We start from the raw sequence: 18,234 nt of genomic DNA on the forward strand, positions 1-18,234 counted from the left end.
CGCGCCCCGGGGTGTTACTGGTGGCGCTCGTGCTCGGGTTCGCGACCTTCGGCGCCGGGTGCGCCGACCGCTCGGCCCCCGCCGCGGAGGTCGACGGCACCGAACCGCTCGGCATCGGCAAGGAAGTCACCGTGCCGATCTCGGCGGCGGTCACCACGATGATCTCGCCCGGCGAGGAGCCGCGCGATCTGCTGCGCCCGCGCTACGGCCTCGGCACCACCCAGGAGGTGACGCTGCGCACCGACTACCGAATCCAGCAGCAGGTCAACGATCAGCCCGTCCGCGACTTCTCGCCCGCCGCGCTCACCATCCCGATGGTCGCCCGCGCGGGCACCGGCGGCGTCGACCTCACCGTCGGCGCGGTCACCACCCCCGACCCCGCGCTCAACAAGGCGTTCACCGCTGCCGACGGTTCGCAGGCCGGGCTGGGGATGAGCGACCTCGGCGCGATCACCGAGTTGCGCATGGCCCCGTCACCGGATACCCCGAACAATGCGCGGGCGGCGCTCGAACAGGCTTTCTACCAGGCGGTGTACCAGTCGATCGCGTTCCCGGATCAGCCCGTCGGGGTGGGTGCGGTGTGGACGGTGCATCAGAAGATCACCGGCGGGGTCACCCTGGACCAGATCGCCACAGCTACCCTCACCAGCCGCGAGGGCGACCGCCTCACCATCGATCTACAGGTGAATCAGACGCCCACCGACCTGGTGTGGGAGCTGCCCAACGACGCGGGCGAGCTCGACATCGACGGTTACGTGATGGAAGGCGTCGGGTCGATCACCATCGATCTCGGTATGCCGCTGCCGGTTTCGGGTTCGATCGAGATCGGTGGTCAGCAGACCTATCGCGACGCGCGCAGCGTGAGCACCCTGGTACAGACGCAGTCGACGCGCGTTTCCTGGACGGAATGATGCGGGGGAGTCTGCTGCGCGCGAGCGCGGTTGTTTCGGCGTGCGTGGGATTGTCGGTGCTCGCGGGCTGTGGGTCCGACTATGAGGAGTGCCCCTCGGGGGCTGCGTGCGTGCCGTGGACCGGGCCGGTAACCGCTGCGCCCGGCAGCGGCAATGTCGTGCGGGACCCGGCACAGCTGTCGGCGGGCCTGCTCGCCGCGACGGATCTCCCCGGTGATTTCGCCGTGGTGCCGCCGAGCACCGAGCCCGACGGGCCCGCGGTCCCTGAGAAGGCGCTGACCGACCCGCCGGACTGCGCGCGTCTGCTGTCACCGATCTCGCAGCAGTGGCCCGGATCGGCTGCCGCCGCGTCGGTGCAGTTCGCGGGACCGAGTTTCGCCACCATCGACATCGATGCCGCGAGCTATCCGGACACTGCCTTGGCACCCGCGTTCGACGCGCTGCAAGCCCAACCTCGGCGCTGTGCCAGCTATTCGGGTGAAGACGAGGACGTGCGCATCGAGTATCGAGCCGCCGCGTTGAGCCAGCCCTCCGCCGGTGACGCCGGCACGGCATTCACCGTGACCGCCACCAGCGAGGGCCTCACCCTCACCTCCGCAACCTCGATCGTCCAGGTGGGCAACACACTGGTTCAGGTCGTGGTCACGGCGCCGGAAGTCGTCGATCCCGGCGTCCTGTCCGACCTCACCGCAGCTCAGGTACGCAAACTCCGCGGCTGAGATCTCTTCGGGCTCACGCCGATACGGCGAGTTTCCCACCGAGGTGACCGAGATATCCACGAACCTCGTCGGCGCTCTTGTCGGGCAGCCCGAAGACCACCTCGGTGACACCTTGGTCGGCCCAACTCGCGAGCTGCTCGGCGTTGTGGCGTCCGGCCAGCGCGATCACCCGCGGCGTGCCGTCGCGGCCTGCTTCCTTCCAGACCCGGTGCAGCAGTTCGATTTTGGCCCCGAGGTCACCTTCGGTCGGCGTGGTTATCCAGCCGTCCGCGTTGTCGGCCAGCCAGCCGAACGTCTTCTCGGTGCCGCCCGCTCCGAGCAAGACCGGAACCCCTGCGCGCACCGGCTTCGGCCACGACCAGCTCGCGCCGAATTCCACGAAATCACCGGCGAATTCGGCCTCCTCCTGCGACCACAGCGCCCGCATCGCGTCGAGGTGCTCGCGCAGCACTGTGCGTCGCTTGTTCGCGGGCACGCCGTGATGGGCGAGTTCGTCGGTGTTCCAACCGAATCCGACACCCAGCTCCACCCGCCCACCGGACAGGTGATCGAGGGAGGCGATGGTTTTGGCGAGGGTGATCGGGTGGTGCTCGGCGGGCAGCGCCACCGCCGTCGACAAGGTGATCCGCTCGGTGACCGCGGCGGCGGTGGCCAGCGCGACCCACGGGTCGAGCGTGCGCAGATACCGGTCGTCGGGCAGTGAGGAGTCACCGGTCTGCGGATGGGCCGCGGCCCGCACGACCGGGATGTGGGTGTGCTCGGGCACGTAGAACGCGTCGAACCCCGCGTCCTCGGCCGCCTTGGCCGCGTCGGCGGGCGTGATGCCCCGGTCACTGGTGAACAACACAACCCCGTACCGCATGTCCCGGCCTCCGACATCGACAGCAAAACTGAAACAGGTTCTACAACCTGAACCAAGTTCTACCAGTCGCGTGGCTCGACCGAAAGGCCACAGCCGCGACGACCTTTCCCCGGCTGTGTCGGGGGAATAGGCTGGGGGTCGTCCGAGCATCACTCTCGACACGGAGGTATCCGATGTCTGATGTTTCTCCCTTCCCCGAGGGCTATCCGAGGATCTGTCCCGGTCTGGCCTGCGTGGGAGCGGCCGCCGCGATCGACTTCTACACCGCGATCTTCGGCGCCACCGTGCGCATGAAGATGGACGGCCCCGGCGGCACCGTCGTCCACAGTGAACTGCTCGTCGGCGACTCGGTACTGATGGTCGGCGACCCCGTTCCCGAGATCGGTTTCAGCGACCCGAAGGCCGTCGGCGGCTCCCCGGTGAACCTGATGGTCTACGTCGCCGACGCCGACGCCGCCTTCACCGCGGCCCTCGCTGCGGGCGCCACCGCGATCACCCCCATGACCGACCAGTTCTACGGCGACCGCAGCGGCGCCTTCGAAGACCCGTGGGGTCACCGCTGGACGGTGGCCACCCACATCGAAGACGTCTCGCCGGAGGAAATGGACCGGCGGATGGCCGAAATGATGGACGCGGGCTGATCGGATCGCCACGGCCTGCCGGTGCGGGGCGTGGCGCGTTCGGTTACGCAGGAACGATCGAATCCCCTTCGACGCGAACAGGTTTGGTGGACAGTGGCTCGTTGGCGGGTCCGTTCTTCACGGTGCCGTCCAGATTGAAGCGGCTGCCATGGCACGGGCAATTGATGGTCCCCTTGGCCACGGTCGCGACCTTACATCCGGCGTGCGTGCAGGTCGACGACAGCCCGACGAAAGTGCCCGCGGTCGGCTGCGTAACGACGGTGTCGCCGACGATCACCCCACCGCCCACCGGGACATCCGCCGCCTTGGTCAGCGCGCCCGCCGGTGCGCCGGGTTCCGGTGGTGCGGCGGGCGCGGTGTCGTCCTTCCCGGAACTACTGCACGCGGCGAGCGTCGCGGCCGCGGCCAAGGCGCCCGCACCCACGACGACAGTGCGACGGTTCAGCGAGAAATCATGGACAGTCATCGGTCGTCTCCGATTCAGTTGGTGTGATGCCGTCACGCCGACCGGCTCCTCTCCTGACAACGAACCATGCGCCCTCCCGGTTCGACCGAATCCGCCACCAAGTGAGCACTTCCCGCCTTCCTTATTAAAGGTTAGCTGCTAACCTTTAATAAGGAGGTTCGCATGGCCGAACTGTTGCGGTGTCTCGGGGAGAGCTCTCTCGATCGTGGCGGGTTGTCCCGACGTGATCGCAGCGCCGGTTCTTTCGACACGTATGTTCCAGATCTGCTGGTGGGCAGAGCATTCACACTCGACGGACCAACCGCGGCCGATGTCGCGGATGCCGAGATCGCCATTGCCCGGCTCGATCGGGACGCGACAGCGCTGTCCGACACCGAGGTGCTGTCACGCCTGTTGTTGCGCGCCGAGGCGGTCGCCTCATCCCGCATCGAAGGGCTCGAGATCGGCGCGCGACGATTACTCCGAGCAGAGGCCGCCGCGGCCTTCGACGGCCGGTCCACCGACGTCACCGCAGTGGAAGTGCTGGCGAACATCGACGCGCTGGCCTTGGGCGTGCGGTCGGTTTCGCGCGGTCAGGAGATCACCGCCGAAGTGCTGACCGATGTGCATCGGCGACTGATGGCGGGCACGAACCTCGCCTCCCACGGCGGCAGCTACCGGGATCAGCAGAACTGGATCGGCGGCAGTTCCTCCAACCCGCGCTCCGCCTATGTGCCGCCGCCCCCGCGCTACGTCGACGCGTTGATGGCGGATCTGATCGCTTTCGCCAACACCGACGACCTGCCCGCGGTCGCACAGGCGGCGATCGCACACGCCCAGTTCGAGACGATCCACCCCTTCGTCGACGGCAACGGCCGCGCGGGACGAGTCCTGATCCACCTCGTGCTCCGTCGCCGAGGACTCTCCGAACGGGTGATCGCCCCGGTTTCGCTCGTGTTGGCCACGGCGACCCGCAGCTACATCGATGGCCTCACCGGTTTCCGTCATCTCGGCCCACCCGACTCCGCAGCGGCTATGGAAGGTGCGAATGCCTGGATCGGCAGCTTCGCCGCAGCGTGCACACAGGCGGTCGCCGACGCCGCGGTGTTCGAGGTGAGAACCTCCGCGCTGTTGGCACGATGGCGCGAGCGAGTCGCACCGCTACGAGCGGATTCAGCTGCCGCCCTGCTACTTCCGCATCTCATCGGTGCGCCGATTATCACCGCCACGACCGCCGCCGCTCTGGTGCAGCGCAGCTTTCCTACCGCCAACGCCGCGATAGACAGACTCGTCGACGCCGGAATTCTTCGACAGCTCACCGTCGGCCGTCGCAACCGCGCATTCGAGGCCCCCGAGGTATTCGAAGCGTTCGGTGCGCTCGAACGGTGTTTTGCGAATCCCGACGGCGAGGCACATTCGCCCCAGCGTCCAGTGCCACGCGGGTAGCTTCGAATCTGCCATGAAACCTCCGCACCGACTACCGTCGGCTGCTCGAATGCGCCTCATAGTTCCCGCATTCGGCCGTGATCGCGGCAGTCGATTGCGCCGCGGCGAAGAAGTCGTCGGTCAGCGGCGACGTGCGTGAGGTCGCCATCGCGAGGCACACCTGGTCGGGCGCGAGTTCCGGGATGGGTACATAGCTGATGTCCGGACGTGAGTAGAACAGTGTCTCCGATCGCGCCACGAACGAGATGCCACGGCCTGCCGCGACGTGCTCGAGCTTCTCCTCCACGTCGCGCACCCGGAGCCCGGAGTCGGGGTGCGGGTGTCTGGTGGGCTGGGTGCTCGGGTCGGCATGCCAGACCAGCGGCTCACCGGTCAGGTCGGCTTCGGTGACCTCCTCCTTGCCTGCCAACCGGTGGCTCGCGGGCAGCGCCACCAGGAGCGGCTCGCTGAACAGCGGGGTTACCCGCAGACCGGTCTCGTCGATGGGCAGTCGCACATAGCCGATGTCGATGCGGCCGTCGAGCAGCATCGGGGCCTGGTCGTCCCATTCGATCCGCTGCACGTCCACGACCACGTCCGGATGTCGAACGCCGAACGCCTTGGCCGCCGGGATGACCGGGATACCGGTCCGGAAGCCGACAGTCAGCCGCCGACTGCCGCCAGCGGCCACGGTCACCCTGCGGCGGACCGCGTCCGCGGCGGCCAGCAGCGGACCGGTGTCGGCCAGCAGCTGTCGGCCCGCGTCGGTCAGCGCGACGCCGTGGCGATCCCTGGTGAACAGCGAGGCGCCGAGATCCTGTTCCAGCGCGCGGATCTGCCGACTGAGCACCGGTTGCGCGATGTGTAGTTCTTCGGCGGCGCGGCCGAAGTGCAACCTGTCGGCGACGGCGAGGAAATAGCGCAATTTGCGCGGGTCCAGATCCATGGAAACCTCCCGATCCGTGATGCCTTCAAGGTATCACCACGGCCGAAAAGGGTCTTGGACACCAGCTCGGGCCAATGGCATCGTTCATGGGGCGCAAGCGAATTGAGCCCGTCCATCACGTCATTCGACGGCGAATCCGGTGTAACCGAGAACCGAATTGTTTCGGATATTCAATCAATTGAACGGAGTGATCGTGGGAAAGCTCGATGGCAAAGTAGCGGTAATTACCGGCGGGTCCACCGGAATGGCACTGGCCGGCGCCGAACTGTTCGTCGCGGAGGGAGCGCACGTCTTCATCCAGGCGCGGCGGCGGGAAGCACTCGACGACGCCGTCCAGTTGATCGGCCGCAACGTCACCGCCGTCCAGGGTGACGCGGCAGACCTGGACGATCTGGACCGCTTGTACGACACCGTCAAACGGGAAAAGGGCTCGATCGACGTACTGTGGGCCAACGCGGGGACGGGCGAACCCGCCGTCCTCGGTGAGATCACCGAGGAACAGTTCCACCACGCCTTCTGGCTCAACGCACGCGGCACCCTGTTCACCGTGCAGAAGGCACTGCCGCTGATCAATGACAACGGCTCGATCTTCATGACCGGATCCAACGCCTCCCTCGGCGCCTTCCCCGGCTGGAGCCTCTACGCGGGAAGCAAAGCGGTCCAGCAGGCCTGGGCCCGCGTCTGGCTCAACGAACTGCGCGACCGCAAGATCCGGGTCAACGTCCTGACCCCCGGCCAGGTCGCCACCGCCAAACAGGAAGAACTGTTCGACGAGGCGACCAAGGCCGCATTCGAGTCCCTCATCCCCCGCGGAAAGATGGGCCGTCCCGACGAAATCGCCGCTGTCGCACTGTTTCTCGCTTCTGACGACTCCAGCTACGTCAACGGCCTTGAACTGGTCACTGACGGCGGCACCACCGCCCTCTGAACCACACACCAATGCCGCCGACTCACAAGAGAGAGCACACCTCATGAGCAGCATCACCATCATCGGTACGGGGAACATGGCTCGTACCATCGGCACGCTCGCGGTAGCGGGCGGCAACTCCGTCGAGATCATGGGCCGAGATCAGTCCAAGGCCGATCACCTGGCCAAGGATCTCAGCGGCGGCACGACGGCGGGAGAGTGGGGCGCCGTCCCGGCCGGGGACATCGTCATCACGGCCCTGCTGCACGACGGTGTCGTTCCGGTCGTCGCCGAGTACGGAGCGGCCCTCGCGGGCAAGGTCATCGTCGACATCAGCAACCCCTTCAACGTCACGTTCGACGGACTGGCCCACCGCGAGGAGACCTCGATCGCGCAGGAAGTCACCAAGGTGGCGCCGGCAGGCACAAGCGTGGTGAAGGCATTCAACACCATATTCCGCAATGTCTTGGAGAAGGGCAGACCCAATGTCTTCATGGCCGGCGACAATGCGCAATCCAAGGCGGACGTGGGGGCATTCATCGAGAGTCTCGGGCTGCGCCCTTTAGATGTCGGCGGCCTGAAAATGGCGCACTGGCTGGAAGGAATGGGCCTGGTCACGATGGGGCTCGCCGGAAACGGGCTCGGCCACTGGGATTTCGCCCTCGGCGTCAACGAATTCACCGGCTGAGCACACCCGCACCACCACTTCTCGCTAGAGGTACAGCTTCCTCCCCATCCTCAGAAGGACAGCAGCATGCGCGTTTTCGTCACCGGCGGGACCGGCCATTCCGGTTCGTACATCATCCCCGAGCTCATCACCGCCGGGCACGAAGTCACCGGCCTGGCCCGCTCGGACACGGCCGCGGCGGCCTTGTCCGCGCTCGGCGCGACGGTGCGTCGCGGCGACCTCGAGGATCTCGACGGGCTGAAGGAGGCGGCTGCGGATTCCGACGGCGTCGTTCACGTCGCGCACAGGCAAGACCTGCTTGCGTCCGGCGGGATCGACGCCGTGGCCGCCGCGGAGCTCCCGATCATGCTCGCGTACGGCGAGGCACTCGCGGGAACCGGAAAGCCGCTGGTCGCGGCAGGAAGTATCGGCTCGTCCGGGAACCTGGGCCGACCCGCAACCGAGGCCGACCCGGCCCTTCCCGGCGGCGTTGAGTACAGGGGAACCCTGCGGGTTCGCAACGTTGTGGAAACCGCCGTAGTCGGCCTCGCCGAGCAGGGAGTGCGGTCGTCGGTCGTGCGAATTGCCAATATCGCGCACAGCACGACCGATCGCGCCGGCTTCCTCGTGCAGCTCATCGCGCTCGCGAAGGAGAAGGGCTACGTCGGTTACCCCGGCGACGGCGCGAACCTGTGGAACGCCGTGCACATCCGTGATGTCGCGTCCGTGTTCCGCTTGGCGCTGGAGAAGGGCGAGGCAGGCAAGTATTGGCACGCGGTCGGGGACGGGGCCATCCCGCTCCGCGACATCGCCGAAGCCATCGGCAGCCGACTTGGCCTGCCCGTCGTGAGCGTTCCCGCCGACGTCCTGATGGTGCCGGGATACTTCGGGTTCCTCGCGAACATTGTCACGCAGAGCTACCCGGCGTCCAACGGCATCACCCGCGCAACCCTCGGCTGGGAGCCGGCTGAGCCCGGCCTGCTCGCCGATCTGGACAACGGCCATTACTTCGGCGGCTGACCGCAAGACCCGAATCGCCAGGAGGCGGAATCTCCGCCGCGCATCAGGGGATTCCCTGATGTGGGTGGTTGGTGGGGGCGCCTAGCGTTGTCGGGGTGAAGGCGATTGTGCAGCGGGTATATGGGTCATCGGCGACGTTGGCGGAGGCGGAGGTCGCGCGGCCCGTCGCTGGGGCGGGGGAGGTGCTGGTTCGGGTTCGTGCCGCGTCGGTGAATGCGCGGGATTGGCATGTGATGCGGGGGGATCCGAAGATCGCGCGGTGGATGGATCGGTCGGTGTTCGGTCGTCGGGGGCCGACCAATCTTGTGCAGGGTGGGGATTTCGCGGGAACGGTCGAGGCGGTGGGGGATGGTGTCACAGACCTGGTGGTGGGGGACGAGGTGTTCGGGGAGGCGGTCAGTGGGGCGTTCGCAGAGTACGTCGCGGTGCCGCGCGGGTTGCTCGACCTGAAACCGGCGAATGCAAGTTTCGAGCAGGCCGCATCGGTGCCGTTGGCGGGCAACACCGCCCTCACCTGCCTGCGTCATCTCGGCTATGACGATGAGCGTGTGTTGATCATCGGTGCCTCGGGTGGCGTCGGCACCTTCGCGATCCAGATCGCCTGGGCGCGGAGTGCGGTGGTCACCGCAGTGTGCAGCACCCGCAACGTCCAGGCCGCCCGAGGCCTCGGCGCCGAGTATGTCATCGACTACACCCGCGAAACCATCACGGGCCGCTACGACACCGTCCTCGACCTCGCGGGCACCCGGACCCTGCGCGAGCTGCTCCGCTTGGTCGAACCCACAGGCACCCTGGTGCTGTCCGGGGGCGGCAACTTCGACGGCGGAAGCTGGTTCGGCCCAGTCGGCCTGCTCGCACGCGGTCAGCTTGCTCGACCGTTCGTGAAGCCGGCGATCCGCGTTCCCACGGCGAAGCAAACCTCGGAGTCGTTGACCGAACTCCGTGACCTGATCGAAGGTGGCTTCGTCCGCCCGGCCATCGACCGCACCTATCCGTTGGACGAAACGGCCGCCGCCATCGAGTACATGGAGACCGAACACGCACGGGCCAAGATCGTGATCACCGTCGTGTCGCCGGACTGATCGGCGCGCCATCGCTCACCGAACCCGTTGTGGCCCTGAGAAGATCAGTCCGCGGACCTGGACTCGGGCGGACCGGCCGGATCGAGCACGCCTCGCCGCCTGCCCGTCACGCTGCGCGCAACCGCCCGGTCGACGGTGCCGTCGTACACCACAGCAAGCAGAACGCCATCATCGCGATCGCGTCGTCGACCGCAGTCTTCGCGTGCGGGCCGTCGGGTGCGCTGCTGTCAGAGCAGGCGGAACTCCATCATCGCGATCGCGTCGTCGACCGCGGTGGTGAGAGCGGTGAGGCGGCTGTACGGGTCCGGGGCCGACAGGGCCGCCTGGCGGTCGGTCGGGCCGATCGGCAGGCGGGCCGCGAGCTCGTAGGAGCGGGTGGTCGGGTCGTCGGACAGCCCGTCCAGCGACGCCGACGGTGGTGGGCGGCGGATGCCGTTGCGGCGCGCGAACTGGGCGGTTAGGGTGTGCAGGCGGTCCGCCCGTTCACGCAGGCCCGCCAGCAGCGCACTGTCGTCGGCACCGGGACCGTCCGGCCAGAGCTCGGTGTCCGCCCGGGGATACGGGTCGTCGTCGAGCCACTTGTCGATGCGAAGACGCTCGGTTCCCTTGCAGCGCAACCGGTATCGCGAACCGGGCAGTTCGATGACCTCGCTGATCCGGGCCAGGGTGCCCACCTCCGTGCGCACCTCACCGCCACCCACCTCGTGCCCGCGCGCGATCAGCACGACACCGAATTCCGGCTCCCGCAGCCCGTCCATGCAGTCGCGCACCAGTGCCACATAGCGCGGCTCGAAGATCTGCAACGACAGCGGCTCGCCGGGTAGCAGCACCGCACCCAGCGGGAACATTGGTATCTCCACCGTCCCAGCATGCCCGGTGGCACGCGGACTACGCCCATCCGGCGCGCTCACCTTGTGTCCTTTCGGCAGGTTCGGGCCCGCTCGTCGGTGATGTGCGCCAGTCGCCATCGTGCGCGCCGCGCGGCGGTGGTGGCTGGCGTCGCGCCTCTCACGCGGTGGCGATCGATTCGAACACCGTCGGGTCGACCAGCGTGGAGGTGTCGCCGAGTTCGCGCCCTTCGGCGACATCGCGCAGCAGTCTGCGCATGATCTTGCCGCTGCGTGTCTTGGGCAGCTCCGGGACGATATGGATCTGGCGCGGCCGCGCGATCGGGCTGATCTCGAGCGAAACCGCCGCCTTGAGTTCGGAGACGAGCGCCTCGGCGGCGACGGCCGACTCGGTGAGGATGACGAAGGCGACGATCCCCTGCCCGGTGGTCTCGTCGGACGCACCGACCACCGCGGCCTCCGCGACAGCGGGATGCCCGACGAGCGCGGATTCCACCTCGGCGGTGGAGATGCGGTGACCGGACACATTCATCACATCATCGACACGCCCCAGGATCCACAGGTCGCCGTCGGCGTCGAGCTTGGCGCCGTCGCCGGCGAAATACCAGCCCTCGGAAGCGAAACGCTGCCAATAGGTTTCGCGGTAGCGGCCCATGTCGTTCCAGATACCGCGCAGCATCGACGGCCACGGCTGATCCAGGACCAGCAGCCCGGATTCGTCGGGGCCGAGCGGTGCGCCGTCGTCGTCGACGACCTTGGCAGAAATGCCGGGCAGTGGGCCCATCGCGGCGCCGGGCTTGGTGGCGGTGACGCCGGGCAGTGGCGAGATCATGATGGCGCCGGTTTCGGTCTGCCACCAGGTGTCGACGATGGGAGTCTTGTTGGCGCCGAAGACTTCTCGGTACCAGCGCCAGGCTTCGGGGTTGATGGGTTCACCGACCGAGCCGAGCAGTCGCAAAGTGCTCAGGTCGTGGGCGTCGGGGATTTCGCGTCCCCATTTCATGAACGTGCGGATCAGGGTGGGTGCGGTGTAATAGATGGTGACGCCGTATTTTTCGATGATCTCGAAGTGGCGGTGTTCGTTGGGGGAGTTGGGTGTTCCTTCGTAGACGACCTGGGTGGCGCGGTTGGCGAGGGGCCCGTAGACGATGTAGCTGTGTCCGGTGACCCAGCCGATGTCGGCGGTGCACCAGTAGACGTCTTGTCCTGCTTTGTGATCGAAGACGTTGTGGTGGGTGTAGGCGGTTTGGGTGAGGTAGCCGCCGGTGGTGTGCAGGATTCCCTTGGGCTTTCCGGTGGTGCCGGAGGTGTAGAGGATGAACAGGGGATGCTCGGCGGGGAAGGCCTGCGCCTCGTGTGAAGGCGAAGCGACAGCGACGGTTTCGTCCCACCACAGATCGCGCACCTCGGTCCACGGCACATCGAGCCCGACCCGGCGCACCACCAGCACATGCTCGACACTCGACGGATCCGAACCCAGCGCCTCGTCCACGGCGTACTTCAGCGCGGCCGGCTTCCCGCGACGCCACTGCCCATCGGTGGTCACGATCAACCGTGCCTGGGCATCGTCGACTCGCTGACGCAAAGCGGTGGGCGAGAATCCCGCGAACACCACCGAGTGCGTGAGCCCGAGCCGCGCGCACGCCAGCATCGTCACAATGGCTTCGGGCACCATCGGCATATAGATGGCGACACGATCACCGGCGACGAGCCCGAGCTTGATGAAAGTGTTTGCCGCCCTGCACACTTCATCGAGCAATTCCGCGTAGGTGATCGCGCGTGCGTCGCCCGGTTCGCCCTCCCAGTGGATGGCGACCTGGTCGCCGTGCCCGTCGATGACGTGGCGGTCGAGGCAGTTGTAGGCGACATTGAGCTCGCCGTCGCCGAACCAGCGCGCGACCGGTGCGTCGGTCCAGTCGAGCACCTCGGTGAAGGGCTTGTGCCAGTGCAACCGGTTGGCCTGCTCGGCCCAGAAACCGTCGCGATCGGCGCGCGCCCGCTCGTACAACGAGGCATCGGCATTGGCCGACGCGGCGAACTCGGGGGCAGGCGGGAAACTGGTCACAACAAACTCTCCTTCGAAAAGCCTTGGGGTACAGCCCGTGCCGGTGGGGCGAACCCACCGGCACGGGCAGGGGTTGGCGCTAGTGCGAGATCGCCTTCTCCGCACCGACGCCGGTGAGCGAGCGGACTTCCATCTCCGCGGCCTTGGCCTTGTCGACCTGCTCGCCACGGCCACCAAGATAGGTGCCGAGTACCCCGAGCAGGAACGCCAGCGGAATGGACACGATGCCCGGGTTGGCCAGCGGGAACCAGTCGAAATCGGCGCCCTTGATCATCGCGGTCTTGTTGCCCGACACCGCGGGCGAGAACACGATGAGCACGATGGTCGAGATCAGGCCGCCGTACATCGACCACAGCGCGCCGGTGGTGTTGAAGCGCTTCCAGAACAGCGAGTACAGGATGGTCGGCAGGTTCGCCGCCGCTGCCACCGCGAAGGCCAGTGCCACCAGGAACGCGATGTTCTGGCCGTTGGCGAGGATGCCGAGACCGATCGCGAGCACACCGATTACCACCGCGGTGATCCGCGAGACCCGCACCTGTTTGACCTCGTCGACCTTGCCCTTCTTGAGCACGCTGGCGTAGATGTCGTGCGCGAACGAGGCCGACGCGGTGATGGTCAGCCCGGCCACGACCGCGAGGATCGTCGCGAACGCCACCGCCGAGATCACCCCGAGCAGAATCACCCCGCCCAGTTCGAACGCCAACAGCGGCGCCGCCGAGTTCTGCCCACCCGCCGCGGCGAGGATCTTGTCCGGGCCGACGATGGCCGCCGCACCGTAACCGAGCACCAGGGTGAACAGGTAGAAGGAACCGATCAGCGCGATCGCCCACACCACCGAGCGCCGTGCCTCTTTCGCGGTCGGCACGGTGTAGAAGCGCATCAGCACGTGCGGCAGACCCGCGGTGCCGAGCACCAGCGCCAGACCCAGCGACAGGAAGTTCAGCTTGGACATCTCGCTGCCGCCGTATTGCGCACCGGGCGCGAGCACGTCACGGGCAGCGACCGCCTTGCTGGTGGACTCGCTCACCGATTCCTGTGCGGCACCGAGGATGTCGGAGAAGTTGAACCCGTACTTCGACAGCACCATCACCGTCATCAGGCCCGCACCCGCGATCAGCAGCACCGCCTTGATGATCTGCACCCAGGTCGTGCCCTTCATGCCACCGACCAGCACGTACACGATCATCAGCACACCGACGGCAGCGATCACGACGGATTGTCCTGCGCGACTGGAGATATCGAGCAGCAGCGCGACCAGACCACCGGCGCCCGCCATCTGCGCGAGCAGATAGAACAGCGACACGGTGAGGGTGGTCACCGCGGCCGCGGTGCGCACCGGACCTTCCTTGAGCCGAAAGCTGAGCACATCGGCCATCGTGAATTTGCCGGTGTTGCGCAGCATCTCGGCCACCAGCAGCAGCGCGACGAGCCAGGCGACGAGGAACCCGATCGAATACAGGAACCCGTCGTAGCCGTAGACGGCGATCGCGCCCGCGATGCCGAGGAAGCTCGCGGCCGACAGGTAGTCACCGGCGATAGCGATGCCGTTCTGCGGGCCGGAGAAGCCGCGCCCACCGGTGAAATAGTCTGCGGCACTGGCGTTGTTGCGGCTGGCGCGGATCACCACGACCATGGTGACCGCGACGAACAGCAGGAAAATGGCGATATTGGCGATGGGATTGCCCACCGTCGACGACGCGGCAAGGGCGCTCATACTCGCTCCCCCTCGAGTTCTTCGCGAATGGCCGCGGCGCGCGGATCCAGCTCACGGTTGGCGAAACGGACATAGAGCCCGGTGATGAGGAACGTGGAGACGAACTGCCCGAGTCCGAGCAGCAGCCCCACATTGATGTTGCCGAAGACCTGCTGTGCCATGAAGTCGTGCGCGTAGGCGCCGAGCAGCAGATAGCTCAGGTACCACACCAGAAACAGTGCGGTCATCGGGAAGATGAAGCGGCGCAGCCTGTTCCGCAGATCTTGGAATTGTGGACTCGCCTGTACCGCGAGCCATTCATCGGCACTCGGCGTGCGCGGATCTGGCGCCTGCGTGTCGGTTTCGGTCATGCCGGTCGTCCTAGCGTGAAGGGGGGTCGTGCGTGGAGATGACGGTAGGTCCCCGGACGTGGGCGCATGATGATGTGGCGTGGGTCACTCGGTGAAGGTGGCCGCCCGTGCGGTGAGCGGTCGGTGTGGTGCGACGAACGGTCGGCGCGAGATCACCGCGCGGCGGCGGTTTCGGGGTCGCGGTCGGCGCTCATGCCGAGCCGTTCGGGGGCGTGCATGCGCAGGAAGACTCCCGCTACCGTCCGGGGATCCTGGCCCGTGGTGGCGAGGCTGGCCAGGATGGTCACCGCGAAAGCCAGTGGCACGCACACTGCGCCCGGGTAGTCGACGATGGCGGCGGGCCAGCCGTTGGCGAGGTCGGGGGAGACACCGCCGAGCACCGCCAGAACAGTCGCGCTACCCGCGGTGATGCCGCCGGTGAGCATGCCCGCGGCCGCGCCGGTGGCGGTGAGCCCACGCCACCAGATGCCGAGCACGAGCAGCGGGCACAGCGTCGAGGCGGCCACCGAGAAGGCGAGCGCGACGGTCCGTGACAGATCGAGCGAGGCAACGGTCACTGCGAGTGTCAGCGGGACCAGGCCGGCGACGAGGGCGGCGAGCCGGAAGTCGCGGATCCGCCCACGCAGCACATCGGTACTGAGCACCCCCGCCAAACTGACCAGTAGCCCCGACGACGTCGACAGGAAGGCCGCGATCGCCCCGGCCGCAGCCAACGCTGCTAGGAGTTGGCCACCGAGCCCGCCCAGCACCGCGCCGGGCAGCAGCACGACCGCCGCGTCGGAGGCGCCGGTGATCAGCAGTTGGGGCACGTAGAGGCGGGCGAAGACGCCGAGCAGGATCGGGAACAGGTAGAAGACGCCGACCAGTCCGATCACCGTCAGCGCGGTCCGGCGCGCGGACGGTCCGTCGCGGTTGGTATAGAAGCGGACCAGCACATGCGGCAGCCCCATGGTGCCGAGGAAGGTCGCCACGATCAGCGAGAACACCTGGTACTGCGGGTGTTGTCCGCCGAAGCCGCCACCGGGCGCGACCCAGCTCGCGCCATCGGCGGGGGCACCGGCGACCACCGGAACGGCTGAACCGGGGGCGAGGATCAGTTCGGAACCCTCGGCGAGGGTGTGATCGCCCGGTGTCAGCACGACCGGTCCGTCGACAGGCTGTCCGTCGAGGGTTCCGGTGATCGTGGCCTGTTGCGAAACGTCCAGGTGCACTACGACATCGGTGGAGATATCGACGGTGGTTCGCTCATCGACAGTCGGTGGAGTGGCGGCGCCGACCGGTCGTTCGTCGGCGAGGAAGTGCATTCCGAGCACCAGTGCGGGCACCGCCACCGCGGTCAATTTCAACCAGTATTGGAATGCCTGCACCAAAGTGACAGAACGCATTCCGCCGCCGATCACATTCGCCAACACGATCGCGCCCACCGAGACCGCGCCCACCCAGGCGGGCACGCCGAGCAGAATGTGCAGGGTCAGTCCGGCGCCTTGGAATTGCGGAATCAGATATACCGCGCACACCAAGACGACGAGACCGGCCGCCATGCGCCGCAATCGAATAGACCCCAACCGGAATTCGGCGAAGTCCGGCACGGTATACGCACCGGACCGGCGCAGCGGGGCGGCCACGAACATCAGCAGGCCCACATAGCCCGCGGTGAATCCCACCGGATACCAGAGGGCGTCGGCACCGTATTTGGCGATCAATCCGGCGACGCCGAGAAAGGAAGCGGCGGAAAGGTATTCACCGGAAATCGCGGCTGCGTTCCACCGTGAACCCACGGTGCGTGACGCGACGAGGAAGTCGGAGGTCGTGCGGGACAGGCGAACTCCGTAGAATCCGATGCCCACCGTGGCGAGCGCCGCCAGCAGCAGGGCAGCGACCGTGAGCGCGGGGGTGCCGGAGCTCATCAGTCCCCGGCCAATTCCAGGAAGTCGTCCTCATTGCGTTGCGCGAGGCGAACATACAACCACCCCACCGCATATAACGCCGGGAACGCGAGGACCCCGAGAATCAGCCACGGCAGCCGAATCCCGAGCACTGCGGCTTCGGCGATCGCATCGATACGGAACAGCACCGGCAGCGCACCGAACCCGACCGCCACCACCAGTCCGAGGCGCAAGGCCAGACCCAACTGCGCCCGGATCAACCCACCGATCAACGCCGCACCCAGATCGGTCTGCTCGACCATCTCGGTCCGGGTCCGCACCTGCCGCGCGCCCCGCCGCTGCGCCAACACCACCCGCTCGCGCGGCGGCCGCTGCGGACCCGTCACCGCTGCGACCAATTCTGTCGAGGCCCGTGCACCAGCCGCTGTTTCAACTCCCGCACCTGTCGTCGACTGACCGGCAACTCCACCGCACCTGCGGCCCCCTCGGCCCGCAAACAGACCACCGTCGCGTTCCCCGCGCTCCGCAACCCGGTCACCAACCGCAACGCCACCAGATACGACCTGTGCACCCGCAGAAAACCGGCGTCCTCCCACCGTGCTTCCAACGCCGACAACGGAATCCGCACCAGATGCGACCCACTCCCGGTATGCAGCCGCGCGTAATCCCCATCCGCCTCGACCCATGCCACATCCGCCCGATGCACCAACGTGGTCACCCCACCGAGTTCCACCGGAATCACCTCGCTCGGATGTGCCGACTCCGTCACCGCCGCCGCCGGCACCGAAACCCGCGCGGCCAGAATCCGCCGCACCGCCTCACCCAGCCGCGCCTCGCGCAACGGTTTCAGCAGATAATCCACCGCCCCCAAATCGAACGCCGCCACCGCGTGATCATCGTGCGCGGTCACGAAAACCACCGCGGGCGGTTCCGCGAATTCCGACAGAATCCCCGCCAATTCCATCCCGGTGAGCCCCGGCATATCGATGTCGAGGAACACCGCATCGATCGGGTGCGCCCGCAACAACCGCAACGCCCCCGTGGCCTCGCTCGCCCGGTGAATCTCCCCGACCCCGGCCTGCGCGCTCAGCAGATACACGAGCTCGTCCAGCGCCGGTTTTTCGTCATCGACAGCAAGCACCCGCAGCGCGGTCGAGGGTTCGTCAGTGTTCCAAGTCACAACCCATCCATCGTAACCGCCGCGTTCGGTGATCACACTGCCCAGCGGCGCGTCCGGTTCGGTGTGATGCCGTCGGCCCGCACCGGAATACTTTCTGTGTTCCTGAGGCAGGTGGGCGGACTCAGGTCTGGTTCGGTTGAGGGTCGGAGTCGGGGCACGTGGGTGCCACGATCGAGGGGGGCGGAATTCGCCGTCGCCGATGACGACAGGAATGCACATGAGCACAATGCGGGTACTGGCTGTGGCGGTGGCAGCGGCGGCGGGAATCGCGGTGGCCGGCGGCGGCATCGCCACTGCGGACACCGGCTCGGCCAGCGGTTCGGCGGAAGTGAAGAAGATGCTGGGCGGCTTGACCAGTGGTTCCGGCGAGAAGGATGTGTCGAGCGCTGAGTCGGGTTCGGGTTCGGGTTCCGGCGAGGAGGATGTGTCGAGCGGTGGATCGGGTTCGGCCTCGGGGTCTGCCGAGGGCCTCATGGAAAAGGCCGAGGCATTCGTGCAGAGTCTGACCAGCGGATCAGGGAAATAGGCTCGTCGCGGTAGCGAGGCCAACTGAAGGAGTCGCGCAC

19 protein-coding genes are annotated in these 18,234 nt (G+C 67.1%); 9 read left to right on the plus strand and 10 right to left on the minus strand.

Features of this window, described 5'->3' with window-relative positions; genetic code table 11:
- The first annotated feature begins 20 nt into the window (after positions 1-20).
- The gene (locus tag ACFW6D_RS21455) at positions 21-911 is read left to right on the plus strand and encodes a hypothetical protein (RefSeq protein ID WP_379330670.1); all 891 of its coding nucleotides are present in this window, start codon (positions 21-23) and stop codon (positions 909-911) included.
- The gene (locus tag ACFW6D_RS21460; RefSeq protein WP_379330672.1) at positions 908-1,630 is read left to right on the plus strand and encodes a hypothetical protein; all 723 of its coding nucleotides are present in this window, start codon (positions 908-910) and stop codon (positions 1,628-1,630) included. The genes ACFW6D_RS21455 and ACFW6D_RS21460 overlap by 4 nt, the downstream gene beginning before the upstream one ends.
- A gap of 13 nt (positions 1,631-1,643) precedes the next feature.
- Here the strand turns inward: ACFW6D_RS21460 and ACFW6D_RS21465 are convergent, their stop codons facing one another.
- On the minus strand, positions 1,644-2,492 hold the full coding sequence (locus tag ACFW6D_RS21465; protein ID WP_379330674.1) for a TIGR03619 family F420-dependent LLM class oxidoreductase: 849 nt from the start codon (positions 2,490-2,492) through the stop codon (positions 1,644-1,646).
- 173 nt (positions 2,493-2,665) lie between these two features.
- Here ACFW6D_RS21465 and ACFW6D_RS21470 point away from each other — a divergent pair, with 173 nt between their 5' ends.
- The gene (locus ACFW6D_RS21470; protein WP_379330676.1) at positions 2,666-3,133 is read left to right on the plus strand and encodes a VOC family protein; all 468 of its coding nucleotides are present in this window, start codon (positions 2,666-2,668) and stop codon (positions 3,131-3,133) included.
- A 43-nt stretch (positions 3,134-3,176) separates the two neighbouring features.
- Here the strand turns inward: ACFW6D_RS21470 and ACFW6D_RS21475 are convergent, their stop codons facing one another.
- Positions 3,177-3,599, minus strand: a complete 423-nt coding sequence (locus ACFW6D_RS21475; protein ID WP_379330678.1) for a ubiquinol-cytochrome c reductase iron-sulfur subunit — start codon at positions 3,597-3,599, stop codon at positions 3,177-3,179.
- A 162-nt stretch (positions 3,600-3,761) separates the two neighbouring features.
- On the opposite strand from ACFW6D_RS21475, the gene ACFW6D_RS21480 reads away from it, so the two are divergent.
- On the plus strand, positions 3,762-5,024 hold the full coding sequence (locus ACFW6D_RS21480) for a Fic family protein (RefSeq protein ID WP_379330680.1): 1,263 nt from the start codon (positions 3,762-3,764) through the stop codon (positions 5,022-5,024).
- 31 nt (positions 5,025-5,055) lie between these two features.
- On the opposite strand, the gene ACFW6D_RS21485 is transcribed toward ACFW6D_RS21480, so the two are convergent.
- On the minus strand, positions 5,056-5,949 hold the full coding sequence (locus ACFW6D_RS21485; protein ID WP_379330682.1) for a LysR family transcriptional regulator: 894 nt from the start codon (positions 5,947-5,949) through the stop codon (positions 5,056-5,058).
- Positions 5,950-6,142: 193 nt separating this feature from the next.
- Here ACFW6D_RS21485 and ACFW6D_RS21490 point away from each other — a divergent pair, with 193 nt between their 5' ends.
- The 4 genes from ACFW6D_RS21490 to ACFW6D_RS21505 all read left to right on the plus strand — a co-directional run bounded on the left by ACFW6D_RS21490 (position 6,143) and on the right by ACFW6D_RS21505 (position 9,625).
- Positions 6,143-6,877, plus strand: coding sequence for an SDR family NAD(P)-dependent oxidoreductase (locus tag ACFW6D_RS21490; protein WP_379330684.1), 735 nt, complete (start codon positions 6,143-6,145; stop codon positions 6,875-6,877).
- A gap of 43 nt (positions 6,878-6,920) precedes the next feature.
- The gene (locus ACFW6D_RS21495; RefSeq protein WP_379330686.1) at positions 6,921-7,544 is read left to right on the plus strand and encodes an NADPH-dependent F420 reductase; all 624 of its coding nucleotides are present in this window, start codon (positions 6,921-6,923) and stop codon (positions 7,542-7,544) included.
- A 66-nt stretch (positions 7,545-7,610) separates the two neighbouring features.
- Positions 7,611-8,543 (plus strand): SDR family oxidoreductase, encoded by a 933-nt coding sequence (locus tag ACFW6D_RS21500; protein WP_379330688.1) that lies wholly within the window; start codon positions 7,611-7,613, stop codon positions 8,541-8,543.
- 95 nt (positions 8,544-8,638) lie between these two features.
- Positions 8,639-9,625 (plus strand): NAD(P)-dependent alcohol dehydrogenase, encoded by a 987-nt coding sequence (locus ACFW6D_RS21505; RefSeq protein WP_379330690.1) that lies wholly within the window; start codon positions 8,639-8,641, stop codon positions 9,623-9,625.
- 227 nt (positions 9,626-9,852) lie between these two features.
- Here the strand turns inward: ACFW6D_RS21505 and ACFW6D_RS21510 are convergent, their stop codons facing one another.
- The 7 genes from ACFW6D_RS21510 to ACFW6D_RS21540 all read right to left on the minus strand — a co-directional run bounded on the left by ACFW6D_RS21510 (position 9,853) and on the right by ACFW6D_RS21540 (position 17,668).
- The gene (locus ACFW6D_RS21510; RefSeq protein WP_379330754.1) at positions 9,853-10,473 is read right to left on the minus strand and encodes an LON peptidase substrate-binding domain-containing protein; all 621 of its coding nucleotides are present in this window, start codon (positions 10,471-10,473) and stop codon (positions 9,853-9,855) included.
- Positions 10,474-10,633: 160 nt separating this feature from the next.
- Entirely contained in the window at positions 10,634-12,538 is a 1,905-nt protein-coding gene (acs, locus tag ACFW6D_RS21515; protein ID WP_379330692.1) for an acetate--CoA ligase, read from the minus strand.
- A gap of 79 nt (positions 12,539-12,617) precedes the next feature.
- The gene (locus ACFW6D_RS21520; protein ID WP_379330694.1) at positions 12,618-14,252 is read right to left on the minus strand and encodes a cation acetate symporter; all 1,635 of its coding nucleotides are present in this window, start codon (positions 14,250-14,252) and stop codon (positions 12,618-12,620) included.
- Positions 14,249-14,602, minus strand: coding sequence for a DUF485 domain-containing protein (locus ACFW6D_RS21525; RefSeq protein WP_379330696.1), 354 nt, complete (start codon positions 14,600-14,602; stop codon positions 14,249-14,251). Before ACFW6D_RS21525 ends, ACFW6D_RS21520 begins: the two co-directional genes overlap by 4 nt.
- A 152-nt stretch (positions 14,603-14,754) precedes the next feature.
- Positions 14,755-16,509 (minus strand): cation acetate symporter, encoded by a 1,755-nt coding sequence (locus ACFW6D_RS21530; RefSeq protein WP_379330698.1) that lies wholly within the window; start codon positions 16,507-16,509, stop codon positions 14,755-14,757.
- Positions 16,509-16,874, minus strand: a complete 366-nt coding sequence (locus tag ACFW6D_RS21535) for a hypothetical protein (protein WP_379330700.1) — start codon at positions 16,872-16,874, stop codon at positions 16,509-16,511. Before ACFW6D_RS21535 ends, ACFW6D_RS21530 begins: the two co-directional genes overlap by 1 nt.
- A complete protein-coding gene (locus ACFW6D_RS21540; protein WP_379330702.1) occupies positions 16,871-17,668 on the minus strand; it encodes a LytR/AlgR family response regulator transcription factor in 798 nt (265 codons plus the stop codon). The genes ACFW6D_RS21535 and ACFW6D_RS21540 overlap by 4 nt, the downstream gene beginning before the upstream one ends.
- A gap of 217 nt (positions 17,669-17,885) precedes the next feature.
- Here ACFW6D_RS21540 and ACFW6D_RS21545 point away from each other — a divergent pair, with 217 nt between their 5' ends.
- On the plus strand, positions 17,886-18,194 hold the full coding sequence (locus tag ACFW6D_RS21545) for a hypothetical protein (RefSeq protein ID WP_379330704.1): 309 nt from the start codon (positions 17,886-17,888) through the stop codon (positions 18,192-18,194).
- Positions 18,195-18,234 lie beyond the last annotated feature (40 nt).

The sequence above is a fragment of the Nocardia sp. NPDC058705 genome, assembly GCF_042749305.1.
Taxonomy (GTDB): Bacteria; Actinomycetota; Actinomycetes; order Mycobacteriales; family Mycobacteriaceae; genus Nocardia.

What these genes read in the sequence shown, in the direction of transcription:
- ACFW6D_RS21530 (WP_379330698.1), bottom strand. Translation starts at nt 16,509, where the DNA reads ATGAGCTCCGGCACCCCCGCGCTCACGGTCGCTGCCCTGCTGCTGGCG.
- ACFW6D_RS21510 (WP_379330754.1), bottom strand. Translation starts at nt 10,473, where the DNA reads ATGTTCCCGCTGGGTGCGGTGCTGCTACCCGGCGAGCCGCTGTCGTTG.
- ACFW6D_RS21475 (WP_379330678.1), bottom strand. Translation starts at nt 3,599, where the DNA reads ATGACTGTCCATGATTTCTCGCTGAACCGTCGCACTGTCGTCGTGGGT.
- ACFW6D_RS21545 (WP_379330704.1), top strand. Translation starts at nt 17,886, where the DNA reads ATGAGCACAATGCGGGTACTGGCTGTGGCGGTGGCAGCGGCGGCGGGA.
- ACFW6D_RS21470 (WP_379330676.1), top strand. Translation starts at nt 2,666, where the DNA reads ATGTCTGATGTTTCTCCCTTCCCCGAGGGCTATCCGAGGATCTGTCCC.
- ACFW6D_RS21520 (WP_379330694.1), bottom strand. Translation starts at nt 14,252, where the DNA reads ATGAGCGCCCTTGCCGCGTCGTCGACGGTGGGCAATCCCATCGCCAAT.
- ACFW6D_RS21465 (WP_379330674.1), bottom strand. Translation starts at nt 2,492, where the DNA reads ATGCGGTACGGGGTTGTGTTGTTCACCAGTGACCGGGGCATCACGCCC.
- ACFW6D_RS21495 (WP_379330686.1), top strand. Translation starts at nt 6,921, where the DNA reads ATGAGCAGCATCACCATCATCGGTACGGGGAACATGGCTCGTACCATC.
- ACFW6D_RS21480 (WP_379330680.1), top strand. Translation starts at nt 3,762, where the DNA reads ATGGCCGAACTGTTGCGGTGTCTCGGGGAGAGCTCTCTCGATCGTGGC.
- ACFW6D_RS21500 (WP_379330688.1), top strand. Translation starts at nt 7,611, where the DNA reads ATGCGCGTTTTCGTCACCGGCGGGACCGGCCATTCCGGTTCGTACATC.
- ACFW6D_RS21460 (WP_379330672.1), top strand. Translation starts at nt 908, where the DNA reads ATGATGCGGGGGAGTCTGCTGCGCGCGAGCGCGGTTGTTTCGGCGTGC.
- ACFW6D_RS21485 (WP_379330682.1), bottom strand. Translation starts at nt 5,949, where the DNA reads ATGGATCTGGACCCGCGCAAATTGCGCTATTTCCTCGCCGTCGCCGAC.
- ACFW6D_RS21525 (WP_379330696.1), bottom strand. Translation starts at nt 14,602, where the DNA reads ATGACCGAAACCGACACGCAGGCGCCAGATCCGCGCACGCCGAGTGCC.